This is a genomic window from Actinomadura sp. RB99 (assembly GCF_014706005.1).
GTDB lineage: Bacteria > Actinomycetota > Actinomycetes > Streptosporangiales > Streptosporangiaceae > Spirillospora.
Genome location: NZ_JABMCA010000011.1, coordinates 160,180 through 182,613 on the forward strand (window position 1 = coordinate 160,180; position 22,434 = coordinate 182,613).

Consider the following 22,434-nt stretch of genomic DNA (forward strand, 5'->3'; position numbering starts at 1 on the left):
ACCCCTGTCGTCCCACGAGAACGAGCGGTAACTGTGGCCACGCTGAACCAATGGGTCGCCGGATCGCGGCCCCGCACCCTTCCCGCGTCCCTCGTTCCCGTCGTCGTCGGCACCGGCGTCGCGATCGGCGTGGACCACGCCATCTGGTGGCGCGCGCTCCTGGCGGCGTTCGTCGCGCTCGTCCTGCAGATCGGCGTGAACTACTCCAACGACTACAGCGACGGCATCCGCGGCACCGACGAGGACCGCGTCGGGCCGCTGCGCCTCGTCGGCTCGAAGGTCGCGCCGCCCAAGCAGGTCCTCGCCGCCGCGCTCGGCTGCTTCCTGGCCGCCGCCGTGGCCGGGCTGGTTCTCGCCGCCGTCACCACCTGGTGGCTGCTGCTGGTCGGCGCGGTCGCGATCCTCGCCGCGTGGTTCTACACCGGCGGCAAGACCCCGTACGGCTACCGGGCCCTCGGCGAGGTGTCGGTCTTCGTGTTCTTCGGCCTCGTCGCCGTCGTCGGGACCGTTTACGTGCAGGCCGAGAAGCTGCCCTGGGAGGGCTGGGCGGCGGCGGTGCCGGTCGGCCTGCTCGCCTGCGCGCTGCTGGTCGCCAACAACCTGCGCGACATCCCCACCGACCGCGAGTCCGGCAAGCGGACGCTCGCGGTCGTCCTCGGCGACCGCCGCACCCGGATCATGTACGCCGCGTGCGCCGCGCTGCCGTTCATGTTCGTGCTGGTGCTGGCCGCGCCGCACCCGTGGGCGCTGATCGCGCTGCTCGCCGCGCCGCTGTCGATCCCGCCGACGCAGAAGGTGCTGGGCGGCGCGTCCGGCCCCGCCCTGATCCCGGTGCTGGGCGAGACCGGCCGCCTCCAGATCGCCTACGGGGTGCTGCTCGCCATCGGCCTGGCGCTCTGAGCCGCGCGCCGGGCACCGCCGTGCTCGGCGAGCAGGAACGCGCCGGTCAGCGCGGCGACGAGCCCGGTGAGCGTGCCGCCGAGCGCGACCAGGCCGCTCACCGGCGCCGTGTCGGCGCCCAGCGCGTCCGCCGCCGCCAGCGTCACGATCAGTCCGTACAGCGACCAGGCGAACATCGCGCCCGCGCCTACCCAGACCGCGGCCAACGGCAGGACGAACCGGGCCGGACGGCGCGCGCGCCCGGCCAGCGCGAGGAGCCCCACGGCGCCTCCGAGCGCGAGCAGGCCCCACACACCGTCGAGGACCTGCTGCGGTGCGTTCCGGTCGGCCGCCAGGTCGTGCGGGAGCCCCGCCGTCCCGCCGAACCCCCAGAAGAAGTGCACGGCCGCGCAGACGGCGGCCGGAACGACCGCTCCGCGCGCCAGCAGCAGTTGCAGCGATCGGGTCGGGCCTGTGGGGACGTCCACGGTGCGGACGGTGAACACGCCGGGCCACCGCCTCCGCGCATAGAGGACGAAGGCGGTGAGCAGCCCGATCCCCTGGAGCGTGAACCCCGTGTAGACGACGCCGTACACCCACCCCTGCAAGCCGTTCCCGGTCCCCGTCACGGGCTCCGTGGACGCCAGGCTCTGGATCGCCGTCCCCAGCGGGACGGCGAGCGCGATCGGCGCGAGCAGCCCGGTCGCGACCCAGATCGGCGGCAGCAGCAGCCACGCCGGGACGCGCCGTCCCCACGGGAACGTGAACGCGCAGGCGACCAGCACCGCCAACGCGTCCATGCCCAGCGTGATCGCGTTCCCGACGTACAGGACGGAGTCCCGCGCCGCCGCGGCGTCGTTCCATCCGACGGTGCTGCCGGACAGCCAGGCGATCTTGATGGAGAGGTAGGGGACGCAGGCGGCCACGGTCGCCGCGCAGACGGCGAGCCGCAGGGCGCCCGGGCCCCGGGCCGGCGCGTTCCCGGCGAAGGGCTCGGTTGGATCGGCTGGAACGGTCATGCCCCGAGCATCGCTGCGCGGGCTCCGGCGCGCCTCCCGCCGCGTGGGGAACCGGACCCGCCCCGCCTCGTCCTCGCGGGTGAGGCGGGCCCGGTGCGGCGCTCAGCCCGCCGCGGTCAGGCGAGGCTCCAGTCGATCTCGGGCTGGCCGGCGTCGACCAGCGCCTTGTTCACGGCGCTGAACGGGCGCGTCCCGAAGAACTTCTTCGCGCTCAGCGGGCTCGGGTGCGCGGACTCGATCACGGTGTGCTGCGGGCCGGTGATGAGCCGCGCCTTCTTGCGGGCGTAGGCGCCCCACAGCACGAACACGACGCGGTCGGTCTTGTCGTTCAGCGCGCGGATCGCGGCGTCGGTGAAGTCCTCCCAGCCCTTGCCCGCGTGCGACCCGGCGTCGCCGCCGCGCACGGTCAGCACCGCGTTCAGCAGCAGGACGCCCTGGTCGGCCCACGGGGTGAGGTCGCCGGACACGGCGGGCGGGATCTCCAGGTCGGAGGCCATCTCCTTGTAGATGTTGCGCAGCGACGGAGGCAGCCGCACGCCCTCGCGGACGCTGAAGCTGAGCCCGTGCGCCTGGCCCGGGCCGTGGTAGGGGTCCTGGCCGAGGATCAGCACCCGGGCCCGGTCGAACGGGCAGTGCCGGAACGCGTTGAACAGGTCCTCGCGGGGCGGGTACACGGTCTGCCCGTCGTACTCCCCCGCCACGAAGGCGCCCAGCGCGGCGGTGGCGACCGGGTCGAGCAGCGGGTCGAGCCGCTGCCTCCAGTCGGCGGGGAGCAGTTCCATCAGGTCGAGGGACATCGTCCGTGCCTCCGGGGAAAGTGATCTGGGTTGAGGGAACAGTAGCGCCGGGCACCGACACGCCGGAGACGATCGGCGGGAGTGGCGGGCGCCCTCGGGCGGTGCCGACACGCTGAGGGCCGAATCCCGAGGACGGACCGGGTCCGTCCCTAGGATTCTGCGATATGCCCGACTCCCCCCGAGCGCGCCTTTCCGGCGCCGTCGGGCGTGCCCGCGCGTCCGCCCTGCTCGTCCCGGTCGTCCTGGCCGGCCTCGCCGCCGGGTGCGGCGGCTCGTCCGGGCCCGTGACGCTGACGGTGCTGGCGTCCTCGTCGCTCACCGAGGTGTTCGGCGAGATGAGCACGGCCTACCGCCAGACGCACCCGGACGTCCGGGTGAGGCCGGAGTTCGGCGGTTCGGCGGAGATGGCGGAGCGGCTCGCCGAGCGCGACCCCGGCGACGTGCTGGCGACCGCCGACACCGCCAGCCTGGACCAGGCCGACCGGTACCTCGACGGCCACCGCCGGGCCATCTGCGGCAACTCGCTCACCATCGCCGTCGGCCCCGGCAACCCCAGGCGCATCCAGGGCCTGGGCGACCTGGAGCGGCGGGGGCTGCGGGTCGTCGCGGGCGCCTCGTCCGTGCCGATCGGCCGCTACACCCGCCAGGCGTTCGCGAAGGCGGGGGTGACCGTCCGGACGAGCGCCGAGGAGATCAGCTCCCGGGCCGTGCTGGACGAGATCCGCGTCGGCGACGCCGACGCCGGCGTGGTCTACATCACCGACCTCCGGTCCGCCGGGGTCGCGGTCAGCAGCGTTCCGATTCCGGCCGCCCAGAACGTCACCGCGACCTATTCCGCGGCGGCGGTCAGGGAGGGGCCGCACCGCCGGGACGCCGACGACTTCGTGTCCTGGCTGGTCACGCCCGAGGCGCAGCGGCTGTTCCACAAGTACGGGTTCACCGCCCCCGACGGCCCGCAGTGACCCGCGCCACGTCCCGGAGTGTGCGTTCGCCCACCGCTGATACGGCACGGGAACGTCTCGTACCGGAATCCCGTTTACCACCCCGGAGCCCCGAACCGGGACTCCGCTGAAGCCGATCACTCGTGCCACGCGCGAGCGATGCGTACCGGGAGATGCCAGACGTGCCGTCCAAGCGACCCGCGCCACAGCCGAGCGAGGCGGCGGCGCAGCGTGCAGGTTCCACGGAGCGCGACCGGCGCGAGTCGGTGCCGCCGCGCAACGACCCCGAGCGGCCCTGGCGCGCCGAGGGCGTGCCCGAGCGGCCGAAGAAGGCCGGCGGCGGCTTCGGCGGCTGGCGTCCCCGCCGCAACACCTCCCTGTTCTGGCTGCTGCTGCTCGTGGTGTTCGGGCTGAGCTACGTCTCGATGCATTACACCGGCCGGCAGGACAAGGTGAGCGTCCCCTACACCGCCTTCACCCAGCAGGTGCAGGCCGGGAACGTCAAGGACGTCTACACCAAGGGCTACCAGATCCAGGGCAAGCTGAAGAGCGCGCAGCAGGTCCCCGGGCAGAAGGACCCGAAGAAGACCTACACCGCGTTCGAGACGCTGCGCCCCGCGTTCGCCGACGACAAGATCTACACCGAGATGGTGAGCAAGGGCGTCGCGGTCGAGGCGAAGCCCGTCAACGAGGACCGCGGCCTGCTCGCCAACCTGGCGCTGTCGCTGCTGCCCACGCTGTTGTTCGTCGGCCTGTGGATCGGCGTCATGGTGTGGCTGCAGCGCCGGATGACCGGCGGCGGTGGCGGCGGGATCATGGGCGGCTTCGGCCGCTCGCCGAAGCCCGTCGCGCCCGACGAGAAGCGCGCCACCTTCGCCGACGTCGCCGGCATCGACGAGGTCGAGGCCGAGCTCAGCGAGGTCGTCGACTTCCTCAAGGACCCCGGCAAGTACCGCCGGATGGGCGCCCGCGTCCCGCGCGGCGTGCTGCTCACCGGCGCGCCCGGCACCGGCAAGACGCTGCTGGCCCGCGCCGTCGCCGGCGAGGCCGACGTGCCGTTCTACTCCGCCGCCGCGTCGGAGTTCATCGAGATGGTCGTCGGCGTCGGCGCCGCCCGCGTCCGCGAGCTGTTCACCGAGGCCCGCAAGACCGCACCGTCGATCATCTTCATCGACGAGATCGACACCATCGGGCGGACCCGCGGCAGCGGCGCCAGCCTCGGCGGGCACGACGAGCGCGAGCAGACGCTGAACCAGATCCTCACCGAGATGGACGGCTTCTCCGGCTCCGAGGGCGTCGTGGTCATCGCCGCCACCAACCGCCCCGACATCCTCGACGCGGCGCTGATGCGGCCCGGCCGGTTCGACCGGCAGGTCGCGGTGTCGCCGCCGGACCTGGACGGCCGCGTCGCGATCCTGCGGGTGCACACCCGCGAGGTCCCGCTCGGCGGCGACGCCGACATCCTCTCGGTCGCGAAGATGACGCCCGGCATGACGGGCGCCGAGCTGGCCAACCTCGTCAACGAGGCCGCGCTGCTCGCCGTCAAGCGCGAGAAGAGCGCGGTCGACATGGACGACTTCCAGACCGCGCTGGAGAAGGTGCAGCTCGGCACCCGCCGCGCGCTGGTCATGCCGTACGAGGAGCGGCGCCGCACGTCCTACCACGAGTCCGGGCACGGCCTGCTCGGCATGCTGCAGCCGGGCGCCGACCCCGTCCGCAAGATCACGATCGTGCCGCACGGCCGCGCCCTCGGCGTCACCGTCTCCACGCCCGACAGCGACCGCTACGCCTACGACGAGCGGTACCTGCGCGGCCGGATCATCGGCGCGCTCGGCGGGATGGCCGCCGAGGAGCTGGTGTTCGGCGTGATCACCACCGGGTCGGAGAGCGACCTGGAGCAGGTCACCAAGATCGCGCGCGGGATGGTGGGCCGCTGGGGCATGTCCCCGAAGGTCGGCCCGCTGTCGATCCTGCCGTCCGACGGCATGGAGCCGATGGGCCAGTACGCCGCCCAGGGCACCCTGGACGCCGTGGACCTGGAGGCCCGCCGGATCGTCGACGAGTGCTACGCCGAGGCCCTCGAGACGCTGCGCGCGCACCGCGACCAGCTCGACTCGCTCGCCGCCGCGCTGCTGGAGGCCGAGACCCTCGACGAGGAGGCCGCCTACTCCGCCGCGGGGATCACCCGCAGCATCACCGAGGTCGACCTCTCCAAGACCCCCACGCGCGGCTAGGCGCGGCCGACGCGGGGCAGCCCGATCGGGTTGGGGTAGGGCATCTCCCCCGCGTCGGCCACGGCCTCCGCGGCGGGGACCAGCAGGTCGTAGAGGGCCTTCGGGTCGTCGACGGCGCGGTAGGGCGGGGCGGCGAGCGCGTCGGTGCGCTCCTCGATGCGGGCCTTGAGGGACCGTCCCGCGCCGGTCGCGGTGCCGCCCTCCACGAGGCCGCGGGCGGCGAGGGCGTCCGCCGCCTCGTCCCACTGCTCCCGCGACCAGCCCCGACTGATCAGCATCTGGTCGGAGGTGACCGCGCCGACGGCGGCGGCGAGGACGTTCGAGGTCAGCCCGTCGAGCCCCTCGCTCGTGAGGACGGCCACGTGCCCGTCGCCGCGGTGCTCGCGCAGCGCCGTGGCGGCCTGCCAGAGCGCCTCGACGGGGTCGTCCGGGACGTCCAGGTCGCGGTTGGCGCCGAACAGCGGGCGCCCCGCCGCGTCCGCCTCCGCGACCGCGCGGTGCAGGGCCGGCGCCGTCTCGGCGGCCGTCCGCTCGATCCCCGGCACGATCCGGCGGAGGGCCCGCGCCGCCGCCGCGCCCCGTATCCCGAGGATGCGCTCGGGCGAGGCGAAACGCCACGCGTCCGGGACGGCCCGCCGCACCCGGGACGGATGGAACCCGAAGAACGTCGCCTCGACCACGCCCGCCGGGACCGCGCCCATCGGCGCGGCGCGGCTGCCGAAGTAGCCCATCCAGAAGCCCTTCAGTCCGGCCTCCTTGTTCGCCTCCAGGCATTCCGGTTCGAAGTACGTCACCGCGTGCAGGGGTTCCAGGACCGTCCACAGGTCCCGCGCGATCGAGTCGTCCACGCGTCGAACGTTAAGGGCACGTTCTCGCACCCGACAAGCCGTCACATTCGGCCCGGCCGATCCGTCAATGTGGTGGATGGGGCCGACGAGGGGGACTGCGATGGACGAGCGCGACTTTCTGGCGTACCGGTTCGAGGAGCACCGGACGCACCTGAAGGCGGTCGCCTACCGGATGCTCGGATCGCTGGCGGAGGCGGACGACGCCGTCCAGGAGGCGTGGCTGCGGCTGAGCCGGTCCGACACCAGCGAGGTCGCCAACCTCGGCGGATGGCTCACGACCGTCGTCGGGCGGGTGTGCCTGGACATGCTGCGGTCCCGCACGTCCCGCCGCGAGGACCCCATCGAGGAGCGGCTGCCCGACCCGGTGATCGGGCCGGCCTCCGGCACCGACCCCGAGCAGGAGGCGCTGCTCGCCGACTCCGTCGGGCTCGCGCTGCTGGTCGTGCTGGAGTCGCTGACGCCCGCCGAGCGCCTCGCGTTCGTGCTGCACGACACCTTCGCGGTGCCGTTCGAGGACATCGCGCCGATCGTGGGCCGGTCCGCGGACGCGGCGCGGCAGCTCGCCAGCCGGGCCCGCCGCCGGGTCAGGGGCGCCTCGCCCGTCCCGGAACGCGACCCGGCCCGCCAGCGCGCCGTCGTCGACGCCTTCCACGCCGCGGCGCGCGCCGGCGACTTCGAGGCCCTCGTCGCGGTCCTCGACCCGGACGTGGAGCTCCGCGCCGACCTCGGCGCCGCCGGCCGGCAGCATCTCCGCGGCGCCCGCATGGTCGCCGACCAGGCGGTCATGTTCAGCCGCAGCGCGGCCTACACGTCGCGTCCCGCGCTGGTCAACGGGACCGCCGGGGTCGTGTCGATGGACGGCGACCGCCCGGCGTCGGTGCTGTCGTTCACCGTCGCGGACGGCCGGATCGTCGCGATCGACATCCTCGCCGACCCCGTCCGCCTGGAGCGCCTCGATCTGGCCGTCCTCGACTGACGCGACTTCCCCGGCCCGTCGCGGGTAGGACGGACCGGGGAGGGAGCGCCATGGAGATCCCCAAGCGGCCCGCGCCGCCGTCAGGGCTGCGCCGGACCCTGTTCCGGCTGCCCGTCCACCTGTACCGGATGGGCCTCGGCCCGCTGTTCGGGGACCGTTTCCTGCTGCTCGAGCACGTGGGCCGCGCGTCCGGCGAGCCCCGGCAGGCGGTCGTGGAGGTCGTCGAGCACTCCGGGGACGACTACGTCGTCTGCTCCGGCTTCGGCCCCCGGTCCGACTGGTACCGCAACCTTCAGAAGACGCCCCGGGCGACCGTCCAGGTGGGGCGGAGCCGGTTCGCCGTCACGGCGCATCCGCTGGACGCCGAGGAAGGCGGGGAGCTGATGATCCGCTACGCGCCGCGCCATCCCCGGGCCGCCGCGAGGCTCCTCCGGTACATGGGCTTCATCGTCGACGGCACCAAGGACGACTACCGCCGCGTCGGCCGCGAACTGCCCTTCGTCCGCCTCTCCCGCGTCCGCTAGAGGGTGGTGGGGAGCGCCTCCACGGAGAGCCTCCGCATCGACTTGAGGGCCTTCAGGACGGTGGGGTGCGGCGCCGCGTGGACCGTCGGCAGAACCGGCACCGCCGGGTACGCGAGGCGGTCCTCCGACGCGGAGAACTCCACGTGGACCTCGTCGTTGTTGCCGCGCGGGTCGAGAAGCACCCAGCGGTCGTCCACCAGAGCCGCCGTGAGCCCGTGAACGAACCCGTCCACCAGCTGGTAGCACAGACCCGCCTGGATGCCGCCGGCCCGCAGCAGCGCGACGTACGCGTTCGACTTGGCGTAGCACAGCCCGGTCCGCTGCTCCAGGACGTCGGAGGCGCGCCAGGTGACCCGCTCGTCACCGGCGTCCATCGAGTGGGTCACCTGATCGCGGACATGGTCGAACGCCGCCCGCGCGTACGCGATGTCGTCGCCGGTGCGCAGGTCCGAGGCGGTCTGCTGGACGAGCGGGTGCTCGATGTCGATCGCCTCGGACGCGGCGAGGTAGTCCCAGGGCTCGGCGGCGAACTCCATCACAGGCCGAGCAGCGACTCGATGCCCACGGTGAGCCGGTCGGACGCGCCCACGACCTTGCGGACGGCCAGCAGCACGCCCGGCATGAACGACTCGCGGTTCATCGAGTCGTGCCGGATGGTGAACAGCTCGCCGTGGCCGCCGAGCACGACCTCCTGGTGCGCGACGGCACCGGACAGCCGGACCGCGTGCACATGGACGCCGTCCACGTCGGCGCCGCGGGCGCCGTCGAACTCCTCGGTGGTGGCGTCCGGCGGCGGCGCGACCCCCGCCTCCGCGCGGGCGGCGGCGACCAGCTCGGCGGTGCGGTACGCGGTGCCGGACGGGGCGTCCACCTTGTTCGGGTGGTGCAGCTCCACGATCTCGACGGACTCGAAGAACGGGGCGGCCTTCTGCGCGAAGTGCATCATCAGCACCGCGCCGATGCCGAAGTTCGGCGCGATCAGCACGTTCGGGCCCTTGCCGCCGGTCAGCCACGACCGGACCGTGTCGAGCCGCGACGGGTCGAACCCGGTGGTGCCGACGACGGCGTGCAGCCCGTGGTCCACGCACCATTTGAGGTTGTCCATGACCACGGCCGGGCGGGTGAAGTCGACGACCACCTCGGCGGCGGTCAGCGGCTCCCGGTCGTCGTCCTGGTCGACGGCGGCGACGAGCTCCATGTCGTCCGCGCCCTGCACGGCCCGGCACACCTCGGCCCCCATGCGGCCGCGCGAGCCGAGCACCCCAACCTTGATCACGTGTTCCTCCCGATGAAGCGTGCGACGAGCCTACCGGCCGCCGCACCGCGTCCCGGCGCCGGTTCCACCGCGATCACTCGTCGTCCGCGACGAACAGGTTGAGCAGCCAGCTCACCAGGCCGATGATGATCGCTCCCCAGAACGCGGGCCAGAACCACTCCACGTGGAACGGCAGGTGCAGCTCCCCGGCCACCCAGCTGGTCAGCATGAGCAGCCCCGCGTTCACCACCAGGGCGATCAGCCCCAGCGTGACGATGTAGAACACGCACCCGAGCACCTTGATGACCGGCTTCAGCACCGCGTTGATGATGCCGAAGATGACCGCGACGACCAGCAGCGTCAGCGCCTTCTCCCCCGCGCTGCCGCCCTGCACGTCGATGCCGTCCACCACGGCGGCCGCCACCCACAGCGCGATCGCCGAGATCACCACTCTGATGAGGATCTTCACCCCGCGCCGATACCCCCACCACCCCACACCGAACCGCGGCCGACCTCACGGTAGGCACGCACAGCGAACCCAGCGGTCCAGCCGGCTGATCAACCCCACGGAAGGCCAGACCCCAGCCCCGGCCACGGGCAGGCACGCGGAGCGAGCGCCAGCGAGCGCAGCGGGCCTGCCCGACGGTCGGGAGGCTGTTTCGCGCGGAGCGCTAGCGGAGCGGGAAACAGCCTCCCGACCGTTGACGGGGGTTCCAGGGGGTCGCCCCCCTGGGCAAAACGGGTAGGCACGCGGAGCGAGCGCCAGCGAGCGCAGCGGGCATGCCCGACGACGGACGGCCTGTTTCGACGCGGAGCGCTAGCGGAGCGTCGAAACAGGCCGTCCGTCGTGACGGGGGTTCCAGGGGGTCGCCCCCCTGGGAAAACACAGCCCCCTGGGCTAGCCGAGCCTATCCCCGACCGGGCCGATCACCGTGAGGGCGTGGGGGGCGGAGAGGATCTCGTGGGCGACGGCGCGGACGTCGTCGAGGGTGACGGCCTCGATGCAGGCGAGGACGTCGTCGACCGGGAGCAGCGACTCGTACACCAGCTCGCTCTTGCCGATGCGGCTCATCCGGGAGCCGGTGTCCTCGAGGCCGAGGACCATGGCGCCGCGCAGCTGGCCCTTGCCGCGTTCGAGCTCCTCTTCGGTGAGGCTCTGCTCGGCGGCGCGGTTCACCTCGTCGCGGCAGATCGACAGGACCTCGTCGACCTTGCCGGGCTGGCAGCCGGCGTAGACGCCGAAGATGCCGGAGTCGGCGTACTGGGCGGTGTAGCTGTACACCGAGTAGGCCAGGCCGCGCTTCTCGCGGATCTCCTGGAAGAGGCGGGACGACATGCCGCCGCCGAGGGCGGCGTTGAGGACGCCGAGGGCGAAGCGGCGGTCGTCGGTGCGGCACACGCCGGGGACGCCGAGGACGATGTGCGCCTGCTCGGTGTCCTTGTCGATGATGACGGTGCGCGGGTCGACGGGCGCGGTGGGGCCGCCGACGCGGGGCGGGGCGGGTTCGGCGTCGCCGGTCAGGTGCCCGGCGAACGCGTCCGACACCAGCCGGACGACCTCGTCGTGGTCGATGTTCCCGGCGACGGACACCACGAGGTTGGACGGGGTGTAGTGCTCCCGGTAGTAGACGTGGATGCGGTCGCGGGACAGCGCGTTGATGGAGTCCTCGGTGCCGAGGATGGGGCGGCCGAGGGGGGTGTCGCCGTAGAGCGCGGTGGCGAACTCGTCGTGGATGAGGTCGCCGGGGTCGTCGTCGCGCATGTGGATCTCTTCGAGGATCACGCCGCGCTCGGCCTCGACGTCCTCGGGGCGGTTGACGGAGTCGGCGACCATGTCGGACACGACGTCGACGGCGAGGGGGAGGTCGGAGTCCAGGACCCGCGCGTAGTAGCAGGTGTACTCCTTGGCGGTGAACGCGTTGAGGTCGCCGCCGATCGCGTCGATGGCGGCGGAGATCTCCAGCGCCGACCGCCGCCTGGTGCCCTTGAACAGGACGTGTTCGAGGTAGTGGCTGGCGCCGGCGTCGGCGGGCGCCTCGTCGCGGGACCCGACGGCCGACCAGACGCCGAACGCCGCGGACCGCACCGAAGGCGTCGACTCGGTGATGATCCGCAGCCCGCCGGGCAGCACGGTGCGGCGGACCGCGCCGGCGTCGTCGGTGTGGATCGTGGTGGTGGTGCCGGGCTCCTGCGCCCGCGCCGGCAGGGTCACGGTGTCGCTCGCATTCGATGGTGGTCCGGGGAACGGGACGGGTCGGGGGGCGGAAAGCGGCCGACCGGCCTGCCCGGGGCGGGCAGGCCGGTCGGTCATCGCGTGCTCGGTCAGGAGTTGCGCTGGCCGGCGTCGTCGGAGCCGCGGCGGGTGCGGCGGCGGCGCGGGGCGCGCTTGTCGCCGTCCTCGCGGCGCTCGCGGCGCTCGCCGGAGTCGTCCGGGCCGCCGTCGGCCTCGGCGGCGGCGGGCTCGTCGCCGCGCTCGGCGGACTCGCGCTCGACCACCTCGACGGGCACCAGCGACAGCTTCCCGCGCTGGTCGATCTCGGTGACCTCGACCTGGATCTTCTCGCCGACGCCCATGACGTCCTCGACGTTCTCGATCCGGGCGCCGCCGTGCAGCTTGCGGATCTGCGAGACGTGCAGCAGGCCGTCCTTGCCGGGCAGCAGCGACACGAACGCGCCGAACGTCGTGGTCTTGACGACGGTGCCGAGGAACCGCTCGCCGACCTCCGGCATGTGCGGGTTCGCGATCGCGTTGATCGCGGTCCGCGCGGCCTCGGCGGACGGGCCGTCGGTCGCGCCGACGTAGATCGTGCCGTCGTCCTCGATCGTGATGTCGGCGCCGGTGTCGTCCTGGATCGAGTTGATCATCTTGCCCTTCGGGCCGATGACCTCGCCGATCTTGTCGACCGGGACCTTGATCGTGATGATCCGCGGCGCGTTCGGGCTCATCTCGGCGGGCGCCTCGATGGCCTCCTGCATCACGTCCAGGATCGCCAGCCGGGCGCCCTTGGCCTGCTTCAGCGCGGCGGCCAGCACCGAGGCGGGGATGCCGTCGAGCTTGGTGTCGAGCTGCAGCGCGGTGATGACGTCGCGGGTGCCGGCGACCTTGAAGTCCATGTCGCCGAAGGCGTCCTCGGCGCCGAGGATGTCGGTCAGCGTGACGTACTCGCCGCCCTCGCTGATCAGGCCCATCGCGATGCCCGCCACCATCTGCTTGAGCGGGACGCCCGCGTCCAGCAGCGACATGGTGGACGCGCAGACCGAGCCCATCGAGGTGGAGCCGTTGGACCCGAGCGCCTCCGACACCTGCCGGATCGCGTACGGGAACTCCTCGCGGGACGGCAGCACCGGGATCAGCGCGCGCTCGGCGAGCGCGCCGTGCCCGATCTCGCGGCGCTTGGGCGAGCCCACCCGGCCGGTCTCGCCGGTGGAGTACGGCGGGAAGTTGTAGTTGTGCATGTAGCGCTTGGTGCGCTCGGGGTTCAGCGTGTCGATCATCTGCTCCATGCGGAGCATGTTCAGCGTCGTCACGCCGAGGATCTGCGTCTCGCCGCGCTCGAACAGCGCCGACCCGTGCACCCGCGGGAGCACGTGCGCCTCGGCGGTGAGCTGGCGGATGTCCTTCAGGCCGCGGCCGTCGATGCGCAGCCCGTCGCGGATGACCCGCTCGCGGACGAGCTTCTTGGTCACGGCGCGGTAGGCGGCGGAGATCTCCTTCTCGCGGCCCTCGAACTGCTCGCCGAGCTTCTCGACCGCGCCGGCCTTGATCTCGTCGAGCCGGGACTCGCGCTCCTGCTTGCCGGCGATGGTCAGCGCCTGCGCGAGGTCCTCGCTGACGGCGTCGGTGACGGCGGCGAGCACGTCGTCCTGGTAGTCCAGGAAGATCGGGTACTCGGCGGTCTCCTTCGCGGCGACGGCCGCGAGCTCGCTCTGCGCCTGGCACAGCACCTTGATGAACGGCTTGGCCGCCTCGAGGCCCTGCGCGACCGTCTCCTCGGTCGGGGCGGTCGCGCCCTCGGCGACGAGCTTGAGGGTGTCGCGGGTGGACTCGGCCTCCACCATCATGATCGCGACGTCGCCGTCCTCCAGCACCCGGCCGGCCACGACCATGTCGAAGGTCGCGCGCTCCAGCTCCGGGTGGGTCGGGAAGCCGACCCACTGGCCCTCGATCAGCGCGACGCGGACGCCGCCGATCGGGCCGGAGAAGGGCAGCCCGGCGAGCTGGGTGGACATCGACGCGGCGTTGATCGCCACGACGTCGTACAGGTGGTCGGGGTGCAGCGCCATGATCGTCTCGACGATCTGGATCTCGTTGCGCAGCCCCTTGCGGAACGACGGCCGCAGCGGGCGGTCGATCAGCCGGCAGGTCAGGATCGCGTCCTCGGACGGCCGGCCCTCGCGGCGGAAGAACGAGCCGGGGATGCGCCCGGCCGCGTACATCCGCTCCTCGACGTCCACGGTCAGCGGGAAGAAGTCCAGGTTCTCCTTGGGCTTCTTCGACGCGGTGGTCGCCGACAGCACCATCGTCTCGTCGTCGAGGTAGGCGACGGCGGAGCCGGCCGCCTGGCGGGCCAGCCGACCCGTCTCGAAGCGGATGGTGCGGGTGCCGAACGTGCCGTTGTCGATCACGGCCTCGGTGCTCTGCGCTCCGTCGATGCGCACGGCTTCTGTCACGGGAAACCTCCTCAGGTTTCGGCGTCGGTCCTCGCGGCCGTTTCCCGTGGCTTGTCACGCTGCCGGTCTTCGATCGAAGCACCCGGATCGTCAGGTCCGCCGATGCGGCGGAACGGATCCGGAAGCCACTACCGAGGACCGGCCCGCACCAGCGGTGTCCGCGAGGCTCTTCTCTTCGGTTTTACCGCCGGGCGGGCCGTCGCGGCCCGCCCGGGTCATAGAAAGAGAGGGAGCGGCCCGGCGGGCCACTCCCTCACCGTGCTAGCGGCGCAGACCGAGTCGCTCGATCAGCTGCCGGTAGCGGTTGATGTCCTTGTTGCTCAGGTACTTCAGGAGCCGGCGACGACGGCCGACCAGCAGCAGCAGGCCACGGCGGCTGTGGTGGTCGTGCTTGTGCTCCTTGAGGTGCTCGGTCAGATCGTTGATGCGGCGCGTCAGCAGCGCGACCTGGACCTCCGGGGATCCGGTGTCACCCTCAGTGGTCGCGTACTCGGCGATGATCTGGTTCTTGGTGGCGGTGTCGAGCGACACGTGGCTCCTTCGATGAGATCGTCACCCGCAGATCCGGGCCGGTGGGCACTCGGGTCCGCATGGTGCGTTTTGAGAGGTGGCGGGCCGCATGAGGGTGCAGCCCAGCCGCGCCGGGACCCACCCGGCGACTCTTCACCGTACCATGTCGGCCTGACCGCATTACCGGCCCGAGAGCCTCGCTTGACGGCCTCAGGAAGTGATCTCGCGGGCCCTCGCCACGTCGCGGCGCATCTCCTCGATGAGGGCGTCGATCGAGTCGAACTTCAGCGTGTCGCGGATGCGGGCGGTGAAGTCGACGCCCATGTGCTCGCCGTACAGGTCGAGGTCGTCGCGGTCGAGGGCGTACGCCTCGACGGTCCGCTCCCCCGCGCCCTCGAACGTCGGGTTCGTGCCGATGGAGATCGCGGCGGGCCAGCGGAAGCCGGGGTAGCGGTCGGTGTCGGCGACGAGCCAGCCGCCGTACACGCCGTCCGCGGGGATCGCGGTGTGCGGCAGCGTCTCCAGGTTCGCGGTGGGGAAGCCGAGCGCCCGGCCCCGCTGGTGGCCGCGGACGACCACGCCCTCGACGCGGTGCGGGCGGCCGAGCGCCGCGGCGGCGCCCGCGACGTCGCCGGACTCCAGCCGCTCGCGGATGTAGGTCGAGGAGATCGTGTCGCCGTTGGCGACCAGCGGCATGCCCTCGGCGGTGAAGTCGTACTTTTCGCCGAGCTCCTTCAGCAGCGCGACGTCGCCCTTGGCCTTGTGCCCGAACCGGAAGTCCTCGCCGACGATGACGTGCGCGGCGTGCAGCCGGTCCACCAGGACCTGCTGGACGAACTCGTCCGGCGGCGTCCTCGACAGCTCCAGCGTGAACGGCACGACCACGACGGCGTCGGTGCCGAGGCCCTCCAGCAGCTCGATGCGCCGCTGGGTGGTGGCCAGCAGCGGCGGGTGGGTGCCGGGCCGGACGACCTCGTCGGGGTGCGGGTCGAAGGTGATCGTCACCGAGCGCAGGCCGCGGCGGCGCGCCTCCTCGGCGGCGGCGCCCACGATCCGCTGATGACCGAGGTGCACCCCGTCGAACACCCCGATGGTGACCACCGAACGGCCCCAGTCGGCGGGAACCTCGTCGAGGCCATGCCAGCGCCGCACCATGCTCTCCCTGCGTAGGACGTCCCCTGCGGGTTCTTCTGTCGACATAAGGGTGCCATGCGCCGTCCGGTGCCGTTACCGAGGGGGCGCGCTTCGGGCCCGTCCGGCCGTCACCCGGACTGGTAGACGACGAACGAGACGGCGATGTACTGCAGGACGTACGCGGCGAGCGTGCAGGCGTGGAACACCTCGTGGAAGCCGAACCAGCGCGGGGACGGGTTGGGCTTGCGCAGCCCGTAGACGATCCCGCCGACGCTGTAGCAGACGCCTCCGAGCGCGACCATGAGGCAGGCGACGAGGCCCGCGCCGTCCAGGAACTGCGGCAGGAAGAACACGGCGACCCAGCCGAGCACGATGTAGAGGGTCACGTAGAGCGCGCGCGGGGCGCCGATCCAGGTGGTGCGGAACACCACACCGGCGACGGCTCCCGTCCACACCGTGGCCAGGACGGCGATGCGGACGCCGCCGTCGAGGGCCAGCACGGCGAACGGCGTGTAGGTCCCCGCGATGATCAGGTAGATGTTGGCGTGGTCGAAGCGGCGCAGCACCTCGATGAGCCGGTGCGAGTCGGCCTGCCGGTGGTACGTCCCCGAGATCCCGAACAGCAGCCCGGACGTGGCGACGTAGACGGCCGAGGAGAGCCGGGCGAGCGGGGTCGGGCCGAGCGCGACGAGCACGAGCCCGGCGACCATGACGGCGGGGAACGCGCCGAGATGCAGCCAGCCGCGCATCCGCGGCTTGGTCGGGGACGCGACCGCGGCGCCCGCTTCCGGGTCGCCGGCGGGGTCGGTCACGGGATCGGTCACCGTGTTCATTGGCAGCCTCCTCTGCAACTAACCTACGGTCACGTAGGTTACGCCACCGTAGGTTCGCGCGCACCGCCGCTGGGAGGTGACGCTCGCCACGCGCCCCTCCGCCCGGCGAGCGCGGGCGTCCGTCGACACGCATGATCCGTTGCCCGGGCCCCGGTTCTCAACCCCCGGCCGGGGCCGCCGCGTCAGCCGACGAAGACGGCGAGGGGTTTGGCGACCCGGCCCTGCTCCTCGACCAGGGCCAGCAGGGTCCCGTCCGGCGCGAACACGCCGACGGGGCCCGGCCCCAGGCCGGCCGCGGCGAGCCGCCCGCCGTGCGCGACCTTGCGGGCGTCGTCCTCCGACACGTCCCGGCGCGGGAACACCGCCGCGACCGCCTCCGCCATCGGCAGCATCTCCAGCTTCTCGCCGAGCCGGTCGAGCGTACGGGCCATCGCCAGGTCGTACGGGCCCACCCGGGTGCGCCGCAGCGCCGTCAGGTGCCCGCCGCAGCCGAGCGACGCGCCGAGATCGCGGGCCAGCGCCCGGATGTACGTGCCGGACGAGCACGACACCGACGCGTCCACGTCGATCACCTCGCCGTGCCGGCGGACGTCCAGGACCCGGAACTCGTGCACCGTCACCGGACGCGCGGCGAGCTCGACCTCCTCGCCCTTGCGGGCCATCTTGTACGCCCGCTGCCCGTTCACCTTGATCGCGCTGACCTGCGGCGGGACCTGCTCGATCGGCCCGGTCAGCGCGGCGATCCCGGCGGCCAGCGCCTCGTCGGCCACCCCCGCGGCGGACGCCGTCGCGGTGATCTCGCCCTCGGCGTCGTCGGTGTTGGTCGACTCGCCCAGCCGGATCGTCGCGTCGTACCCCTTCTCGGTCAGCGCGAGATGGCCGAGCAGCCGGGTCGCCTTGCCGACGCCGAGGACGAGCACGCCCGTCGCCATCGGGTCCAGCGTCCCCGCGTGCCCGACGCGCCGCGTCTTCGCCAGCCGCCGCATCTTCCCGACCACGTCGTGCGAGGTCCAGTCCGCCGGCTTGTCCACGATGACAAGTCCCGAGTTCTCCACGCGCGCGCTCTCTACTCGTCGGTCTGCTCGTCGGTGCGGTCCGGCTCGCGCAGCGCGGCCCGGAGCCGGTCGATGATCCAGGCGGGCTCCCCGCCCATGGTGAACGCGGCGGCGGTGCGGTGCCCGCCCCCGCCCAGCGCCACGCAGGCCCGGCCGACGTCGACCGCGCCCTTCGCGCGCGTCGACACGTACCACTCGCCCCGGTCGTTCTCCTTCAGCACGACCGCGACCTCGGCCTCGTCGGTCCGCCTGAGCTGGTCGATCACGCCTTCCAGCTGGTCGTAGGGGACGTCGCGGGCCTCCCGGTCGGAGCGGGCGATCGTCGTCCAGACCAGGCCGCGGCCGTCCGCCGCGTCGCGCTCCAGCCGGGCCCGCGACAGCGCCCCGGCCAGCACCTGGAGGTAGCCGAACGGCGCCCGGTCCCACAGCTCCCGGCTCACCTCCTCCGGCCGGACGCCCGCCGCCAGCAGCCGCCCCGCCAGGTCGTGCACCTCCGGCGTCGTGCACGGGTACTTGAACGAGCCCGTGTCGCTGGCCAGGCCCGCGTACAGGCCCTGCGCGATGTCGCCGTCCAGCGGCACGCCGAGCCGCCGGATCAGCTCCTCGACCAGCACCGCCGTCGCGGCCGCGTCGGGATCGACCAGCCGGACGCCGCCGAACCCGACATTGGACGCGTGGTGGTCGATGACGATCAGCGCGCCGGCCCGCCCCGCCGCCTCCGCGAGCGACCCGAGCCGCGCCTGCCCCGCCGCGTCCAGGGAGATCATCAGCGCCGGCGCGGCCGGCATCCGGGCGGGCTCGACCAGGAACTCCTGGCCCGGCAGGAACCGCAGGATCGCCGGCACCGCGAACGGCTCGCCGAACGAGGCCAGGCAGCGCTTGCCCAGCGCGTGCAGCGCCTGCGCGAGCGCGAGCATCGAGCCGAGCGCGTCCCCGTCCGGGGCGATGTGGCAGGCGAGGCACACCTCGTCGGCCGCCTCGATCAGCTCGACGGCCCGGTCCCAGTCCAGGCGGTCCGGGGCGGCGTCCGGCGCGCCGGACCAGTCGGCTCCGTCGGTGCCGCCGGCCGCGTCGGCTCCGTCGGTGCTCGTACCGGCGTACTCGGTCTCCGGCGGCGCCGTCCGGAGGGCCGCCGGTACCGCCGCCTGTGCCTCGGCACCGTTCACCCCGGCCCCGTTCGGAGCCGAGCCGTTCGCCCCGGCGCCGCCGGAGCCGGAGCCGTTCGCCCCAGCACCATTCGGAGCGGCCCCGTTGGAACCGGCCTCGTTCGAAGCGGACCCGCCCGCCTCGGAGCCGCCCGCCTCGGAGCCGCCGGACTCGGAGCAGTTCGAGATCAGGGCGGGCTGCGCCGGTGAGCCACCGCGGACGCCGCCGCCGCGCGGCACGATGTCATGGCCGCTCGCCAGGTGACCGCCCATCCCGTGCAGGGCGCACTCCCCGGTCCGGGCGGAGCCCGATGCCTCCGCACGCCCCTCCGGCCCGTTCACGACGACGGGCGTCCGGACCGGCCGTCCTCACCGTCCTCCGCCGCGCCCAGGTCGTCCAGATCCTCGTCATCATCGAGGTCCTCGGCGGACGGGGGCTCGCGGTAGGGGTTCGCCTCCCCCGCCGGGGCCGCGCCCTGCGCCGCCCTCGCCACCTCGGCGTCCTTCGCGCGGGCCTTGGCGAGCAGGTCGTCGATGTGCGCCGCGTTCTCCATCAGGGAGTCCATGACGAACGTGATGCTGGGCGTGTGCCGGACCCCGGTCTTCCTGCCCACCTCCGACCGGATGACGCCCTTGGCGCTCTCCAGGGCCGCCGCCGTCTCGGCGCGCTCGCCGTCCGACCCGTACACCGTGTAGTACACGGTGGCGTCGCGCAGGTCGTTGGTGATGCGGGTGTCCGTCACGGTCACGAAGCCGAGCCGCGGATCCTTGATCCGCCTCTCCAGCATCTCGGCCACGATCTGCTGGATGCGGTCGGCGAGCTTGCGCGCCCGAGCTGCGTCCACCATGATCGCACTCCCTTTCTCTATGGTCGCGGGGTCCCGCTGGGGACGAACCCCCGCGGGCCCCGGTGTGCCGGCCGGCCGTCCTGCGCTCCGCCGGGGCGGCGCCGGGACTCCGGCCGGTCAGTCCTCGTCGTTGTACAGCCGCTGCCGCGCGGACAGCAGCTCGATCTCCGGCCGCCCGAACACCAGGCGCTCGCACTGGTCGAGCACCTGGGTGCAGTTGGCCGCGGTGCCCGAGACCACGGCGATCCCGATCTCCGCTCTGCGGTGCAGGTCGTTGTCACCGGTCTCGGCGACGGCCACCCCCGGGAAGTGCTTGCGCACCTCGGCGATGATGGGCCGGACCACCGACCGCTTCTGCTTCAGCGACCGTACGTCCCCCAGCAGCAGGTCGAGCGTCAGAGCACCCACGTACACCTGGTCGATCACCTCGGGATCCACAGTAGGAACGACGGCGGTCGGCCGCCGTGTTCCCGGGCCGTCCGGCGGGCGGGCGCCCGGGAATGACAGACGCCAGGCTAGAAGAACCGCCTGGCGTCGTGTCACATTTTCTCACCGGTCCGTCCCGGACGGCCGCCCGCGCGGACCGGGCCCGGAGGCCCGGCCCGCGCGGACGGATCCGTACCGCGGACGATCGGGTGCCGCGAGCGCGGGCCTCAGTCGCGAGGCTTCTCCCGCATCTCGTAGCACTCGATGACATCGCCGAGCTTGATGTCGTTGTAGCCGACCCCGATGCCGCACTCGAAGCCCTCGCGGACCTCGGTCGCGTCGTCCTTGAAGCGGCGCAGCGACGACACCGTGAGGTTGTCGGCGACCACGACGCCGTCGCGGACGAGGCGCGCCTTGGCGTTGCGCTGGATGATCCCCGAGGTGACCATCGAACCGGCGACGTTGCCGATCCGCGGCACCTTGAAGATCTCCCGGACCTCGGCGGTGCCCAGCTGGGCCTCCTCGAACTCCGGCTTCAGCATGCCCTTGAGGGCGGCCTCGATCTCGTCGATCGCCTGGTAGATGACCGAGTAGTAGCGGATGTCGACGCCCTCGCGGTCGGCCAGTTCCTGCGCGTTGCGCTCCGGCCGGACGTTGAAGCCGATGATGACCGCGCCCTCCTCGGACGCCAGCGACAGGTTGACGTCGTCCTGCGTGATCGCGCCGACACCGCGGCGGATGATCCGCAGGCTGACCTCGTCGCCCACGTCGATCTTGAGCAGCGAGTCCTCCAGCGCCTCGACGGAACCGGAGACGTCGCCCTTGAGGATGAGCAGCAGTTCCTGCCGCTTGCCCTCCTGGAAGTCCTTGAACAGCTCTTCGAGGGAGCTGCTCTTGCGGGACTTGAGCAGTTCGGCGTTGCGCTTGCGCGCCACCCGCTTGTCGGCGATCTGCCGGGCCACCCGGTCGTCGTCGACGACCAGGAAGTTGTCGCCGGCGCCGGGCACGGCCGCGAGGCCGAGCACCATCACCGGACGGGACGGGCCCGCCTCCTCGACGTTGTTGCCGTTCTCGTCGAGCATCGCCCGGACGCGGCCGCTGGCCACGCCGCAGACGATCGAGTCGCCGACCCGCAGCGTGCCGCGCTGCACCAGCACGGTCGCCACGGCGCCCCGGCCCTTGTCCAGGTGGGCCTCGATGGCCGAGCCCTGGGCGGGCATGTCGGGGTTGGCCTGCAGCTCCAGCTCGGCGTCGGCGGTCAGGATGATCGCCTCGAGCAGCCCGTCGATGTTGGTGCCCTGCTTGGCGGACACGTCGACGAACTGGGTCTGACCGCCGAACTCCTCGGCGACCAGGCCGTACTCGGTGAGCTGCGCCCGCACCCGGTTCGGGTCGGCGCCCTCGACGTCGATCTTGTTGACCGCGACGACGATCGGCACCCCGGCCGCCGTGGCGTGGTCGATCGCCTCGGTGGTCTGCGGCTTGACGCCGTCGTCCGCGGCGACCACCAGCACCACCAGGTCGGTGGTGTCGGCACCGCGGGCACGCATGGCGGTGAACGCCTCGTGACCCGGGGTGTCGATGAAGGTGATCTTGCGCTCCTCGCCGTCGACCTCGGTCTCGACCTGGTAGGCGCCGATGTGCTGGGTGATGCCGCCGGCCTCGCCCGCCTGCACGTTGGCGTGCCGGATGGCGTCCAGCAGCTTCGTCTTACCGTGGTCGACGTGGCCCATGACGGTGACCACCGGCGGACGGGACACGAGGTTCTCCTCGCCGCCCTCGTCCTCGCCGTACTCGATGTCGAACGACTCGAGCAGCTCGCGGTCCTCGTCCTCGGGGCTGACGACCTGGACGTCGAAGTCCAGCTCGAGCCCGAGGGCCTGCAGGTCGTCGGGGTCCACCGACTGGGTCGCGGTGACCATCTTGCCGAGGTGCATCATGATCGCGACGAGCGACGCCGGGTTGGCGCCGATCTTCTCGGCGAAGTCGGTCAGGGACGCGCCCTGCGGCAGCCGGATGGTCTTGCCGTTGCCGCGCGGAGCCGAGACACCGCCGACGGCGGGCGCCTGCATGTTCTCGAACTCTTGACGACGCGCCCGCTTCGACTTGCGGCCGCGCGCCGGGCGTCCGCCCGGACGGCCGAACGCGCCCTGCGTGCCGCCGCGACCGCGACCGCCGCCACCCGGACGGGGGCCGAAGCCGCCGCCACCACCGGGACTTCGCGGATTCGGCGAACGCGCCGTGGACCAGGACGACGACGGGCTTCTCGGTGCTCATCAGGCGTCCTTCCCGGTGCCGAGGGCGGCCTTGATGACGGCGATGGCCTGGGCCGTCGCCGT

At 72.7% G+C, this 22,434-nt stretch carries 21 protein-coding genes; 5 read left to right on the plus strand and 16 right to left on the minus strand.

Going from position 1 to position 22,434, the window contains the following annotated elements:
• Positions 1-33 precede the first annotated feature (33 nt).
• The gene (locus amrb99_RS13455; protein ID WP_190856263.1) at positions 34-900 is read left to right on the plus strand and encodes a 1,4-dihydroxy-2-naphthoate polyprenyltransferase; all 867 of its coding nucleotides are present in this window, start codon (positions 34-36) and stop codon (positions 898-900) included.
• On the opposite strand, the gene amrb99_RS13460 is transcribed toward amrb99_RS13455, so the two are convergent.
• Positions 864-1,898 (minus strand): hypothetical protein, encoded by a 1,035-nt coding sequence (locus tag amrb99_RS13460; RefSeq protein ID WP_190856264.1) that lies wholly within the window; start codon positions 1,896-1,898, stop codon positions 864-866. The genes amrb99_RS13455 and amrb99_RS13460 overlap by 37 nt on opposite strands.
• Positions 1,899-2,014: 116 nt before the next feature.
• Positions 2,015-2,695 carry a uracil-DNA glycosylase gene (locus amrb99_RS13465; protein WP_190856265.1) on the minus strand — a complete coding sequence of 227 codons (681 nt, stop codon included), beginning with the start codon at positions 2,693-2,695 and terminating at the stop codon, positions 2,015-2,017.
• A 164-nt stretch (positions 2,696-2,859) separates the two neighbouring features.
• Here amrb99_RS13465 and modA point away from each other — a divergent pair, with 164 nt between their 5' ends.
• Entirely contained in the window at positions 2,860-3,657 is a 798-nt protein-coding gene (gene modA, locus amrb99_RS13470) for a molybdate ABC transporter substrate-binding protein (RefSeq protein ID WP_190856266.1), read from the plus strand.
• A 161-nt stretch (positions 3,658-3,818) separates the two neighbouring features.
• Positions 3,819-5,870, plus strand: coding sequence for an ATP-dependent zinc metalloprotease FtsH (gene ftsH / locus amrb99_RS13475; RefSeq protein ID WP_347256662.1), 2,052 nt, complete (start codon positions 3,819-3,821; stop codon positions 5,868-5,870).
• On the opposite strand, the gene amrb99_RS13480 is transcribed toward ftsH, so the two are convergent.
• A complete protein-coding gene (locus amrb99_RS13480; protein ID WP_190856268.1) occupies positions 5,867-6,718 on the minus strand; it encodes a hypothetical protein in 852 nt (283 codons plus the stop codon). The two genes, ftsH and amrb99_RS13480, sit on opposite strands and share 4 nt — an antisense overlap.
• A 100-nt stretch (positions 6,719-6,818) precedes the next feature.
• Here amrb99_RS13480 and amrb99_RS13485 point away from each other — a divergent pair, with 100 nt between their 5' ends.
• Entirely contained in the window at positions 6,819-7,694 is an 876-nt protein-coding gene (locus amrb99_RS13485) for a sigma-70 family RNA polymerase sigma factor (protein WP_190856269.1), read from the plus strand.
• A gap of 50 nt (positions 7,695-7,744) precedes the next feature.
• Positions 7,745-8,218 (plus strand): nitroreductase family deazaflavin-dependent oxidoreductase, encoded by a 474-nt coding sequence (locus amrb99_RS13490; protein ID WP_190856270.1) that lies wholly within the window; start codon positions 7,745-7,747, stop codon positions 8,216-8,218.
• Here the strand turns inward: amrb99_RS13490 and amrb99_RS13495 are convergent.
• The 13 genes from amrb99_RS13495 to infB form a co-directional block, all read right to left on the minus strand.
• Positions 8,215-8,754 carry a transglutaminase family protein gene (locus amrb99_RS13495; protein ID WP_190856292.1) on the minus strand — a complete coding sequence of 180 codons (540 nt, stop codon included), beginning with the start codon at positions 8,752-8,754 and terminating at the stop codon, positions 8,215-8,217. The two genes, amrb99_RS13490 and amrb99_RS13495, sit on opposite strands and share 4 nt — an antisense overlap.
• A complete protein-coding gene (dapB, locus tag amrb99_RS13500; RefSeq protein WP_190856271.1) occupies positions 8,754-9,494 on the minus strand; it encodes a 4-hydroxy-tetrahydrodipicolinate reductase in 741 nt (246 codons plus the stop codon). The genes amrb99_RS13495 and dapB overlap by 1 nt, the downstream gene beginning before the upstream one ends.
• 73 nt (positions 9,495-9,567) lie before the next feature.
• On the minus strand, positions 9,568-9,942 hold the full coding sequence (locus amrb99_RS13505; RefSeq protein ID WP_190856272.1) for a phage holin family protein: 375 nt from the start codon (positions 9,940-9,942) through the stop codon (positions 9,568-9,570).
• 429 nt (positions 9,943-10,371) lie between these two features.
• Entirely contained in the window at positions 10,372-11,685 is a 1,314-nt protein-coding gene (locus amrb99_RS13510; protein WP_347256663.1) for a pitrilysin family protein, read from the minus strand.
• A gap of 110 nt (positions 11,686-11,795) precedes the next feature.
• The gene (locus tag amrb99_RS13515; protein ID WP_190856293.1) at positions 11,796-14,126 is read right to left on the minus strand and encodes a polyribonucleotide nucleotidyltransferase; all 2,331 of its coding nucleotides are present in this window, start codon (positions 14,124-14,126) and stop codon (positions 11,796-11,798) included.
• Between the two features lie 279 nt (positions 14,127-14,405).
• Entirely contained in the window at positions 14,406-14,675 is a 270-nt protein-coding gene (rpsO, locus tag amrb99_RS13520; RefSeq protein WP_021599383.1) for a 30S ribosomal protein S15, read from the minus strand.
• Between the two features lie 189 nt (positions 14,676-14,864).
• The gene (locus tag amrb99_RS13525) at positions 14,865-15,806 is read right to left on the minus strand and encodes a bifunctional riboflavin kinase/FAD synthetase (RefSeq protein WP_190856274.1); all 942 of its coding nucleotides are present in this window, start codon (positions 15,804-15,806) and stop codon (positions 14,865-14,867) included.
• 110 nt (positions 15,807-15,916) lie between these two features.
• Positions 15,917-16,621 (minus strand): hemolysin III family protein, encoded by a 705-nt coding sequence (locus tag amrb99_RS13530; protein WP_190856275.1) that lies wholly within the window; start codon positions 16,619-16,621, stop codon positions 15,917-15,919.
• A 182-nt stretch (positions 16,622-16,803) separates the two neighbouring features.
• A complete protein-coding gene (gene truB, locus amrb99_RS13535) occupies positions 16,804-17,676 on the minus strand; it encodes a tRNA pseudouridine(55) synthase TruB (RefSeq protein ID WP_190856276.1) in 873 nt (290 codons plus the stop codon).
• Between the two features lie 11 nt (positions 17,677-17,687).
• Positions 17,688-19,094 (minus strand): bifunctional oligoribonuclease/PAP phosphatase NrnA, encoded by a 1,407-nt coding sequence (locus amrb99_RS13540; protein WP_190856277.1) that lies wholly within the window; start codon positions 19,092-19,094, stop codon positions 17,688-17,690.
• Between the two features lie 65 nt (positions 19,095-19,159).
• The gene (rbfA, locus tag amrb99_RS13545) at positions 19,160-19,669 is read right to left on the minus strand and encodes a 30S ribosome-binding factor RbfA (protein ID WP_190856278.1); all 510 of its coding nucleotides are present in this window, start codon (positions 19,667-19,669) and stop codon (positions 19,160-19,162) included.
• Between the two features lie 117 nt (positions 19,670-19,786).
• Positions 19,787-20,095: a DUF503 domain-containing protein gene (locus amrb99_RS13550; protein WP_347256664.1), complete on the minus strand. Its 309-nt coding sequence runs from the start codon at positions 20,093-20,095 to the stop codon at positions 19,787-19,789.
• A gap of 227 nt (positions 20,096-20,322) precedes the next feature.
• Positions 20,323-22,167: a translation initiation factor IF-2 gene (infB, locus tag amrb99_RS13555; protein ID WP_241755514.1), complete on the minus strand. Its 1,845-nt coding sequence runs from the start codon at positions 22,165-22,167 to the stop codon at positions 20,323-20,325.
• Positions 22,168-22,434: the final 267 nt, after the last annotated feature.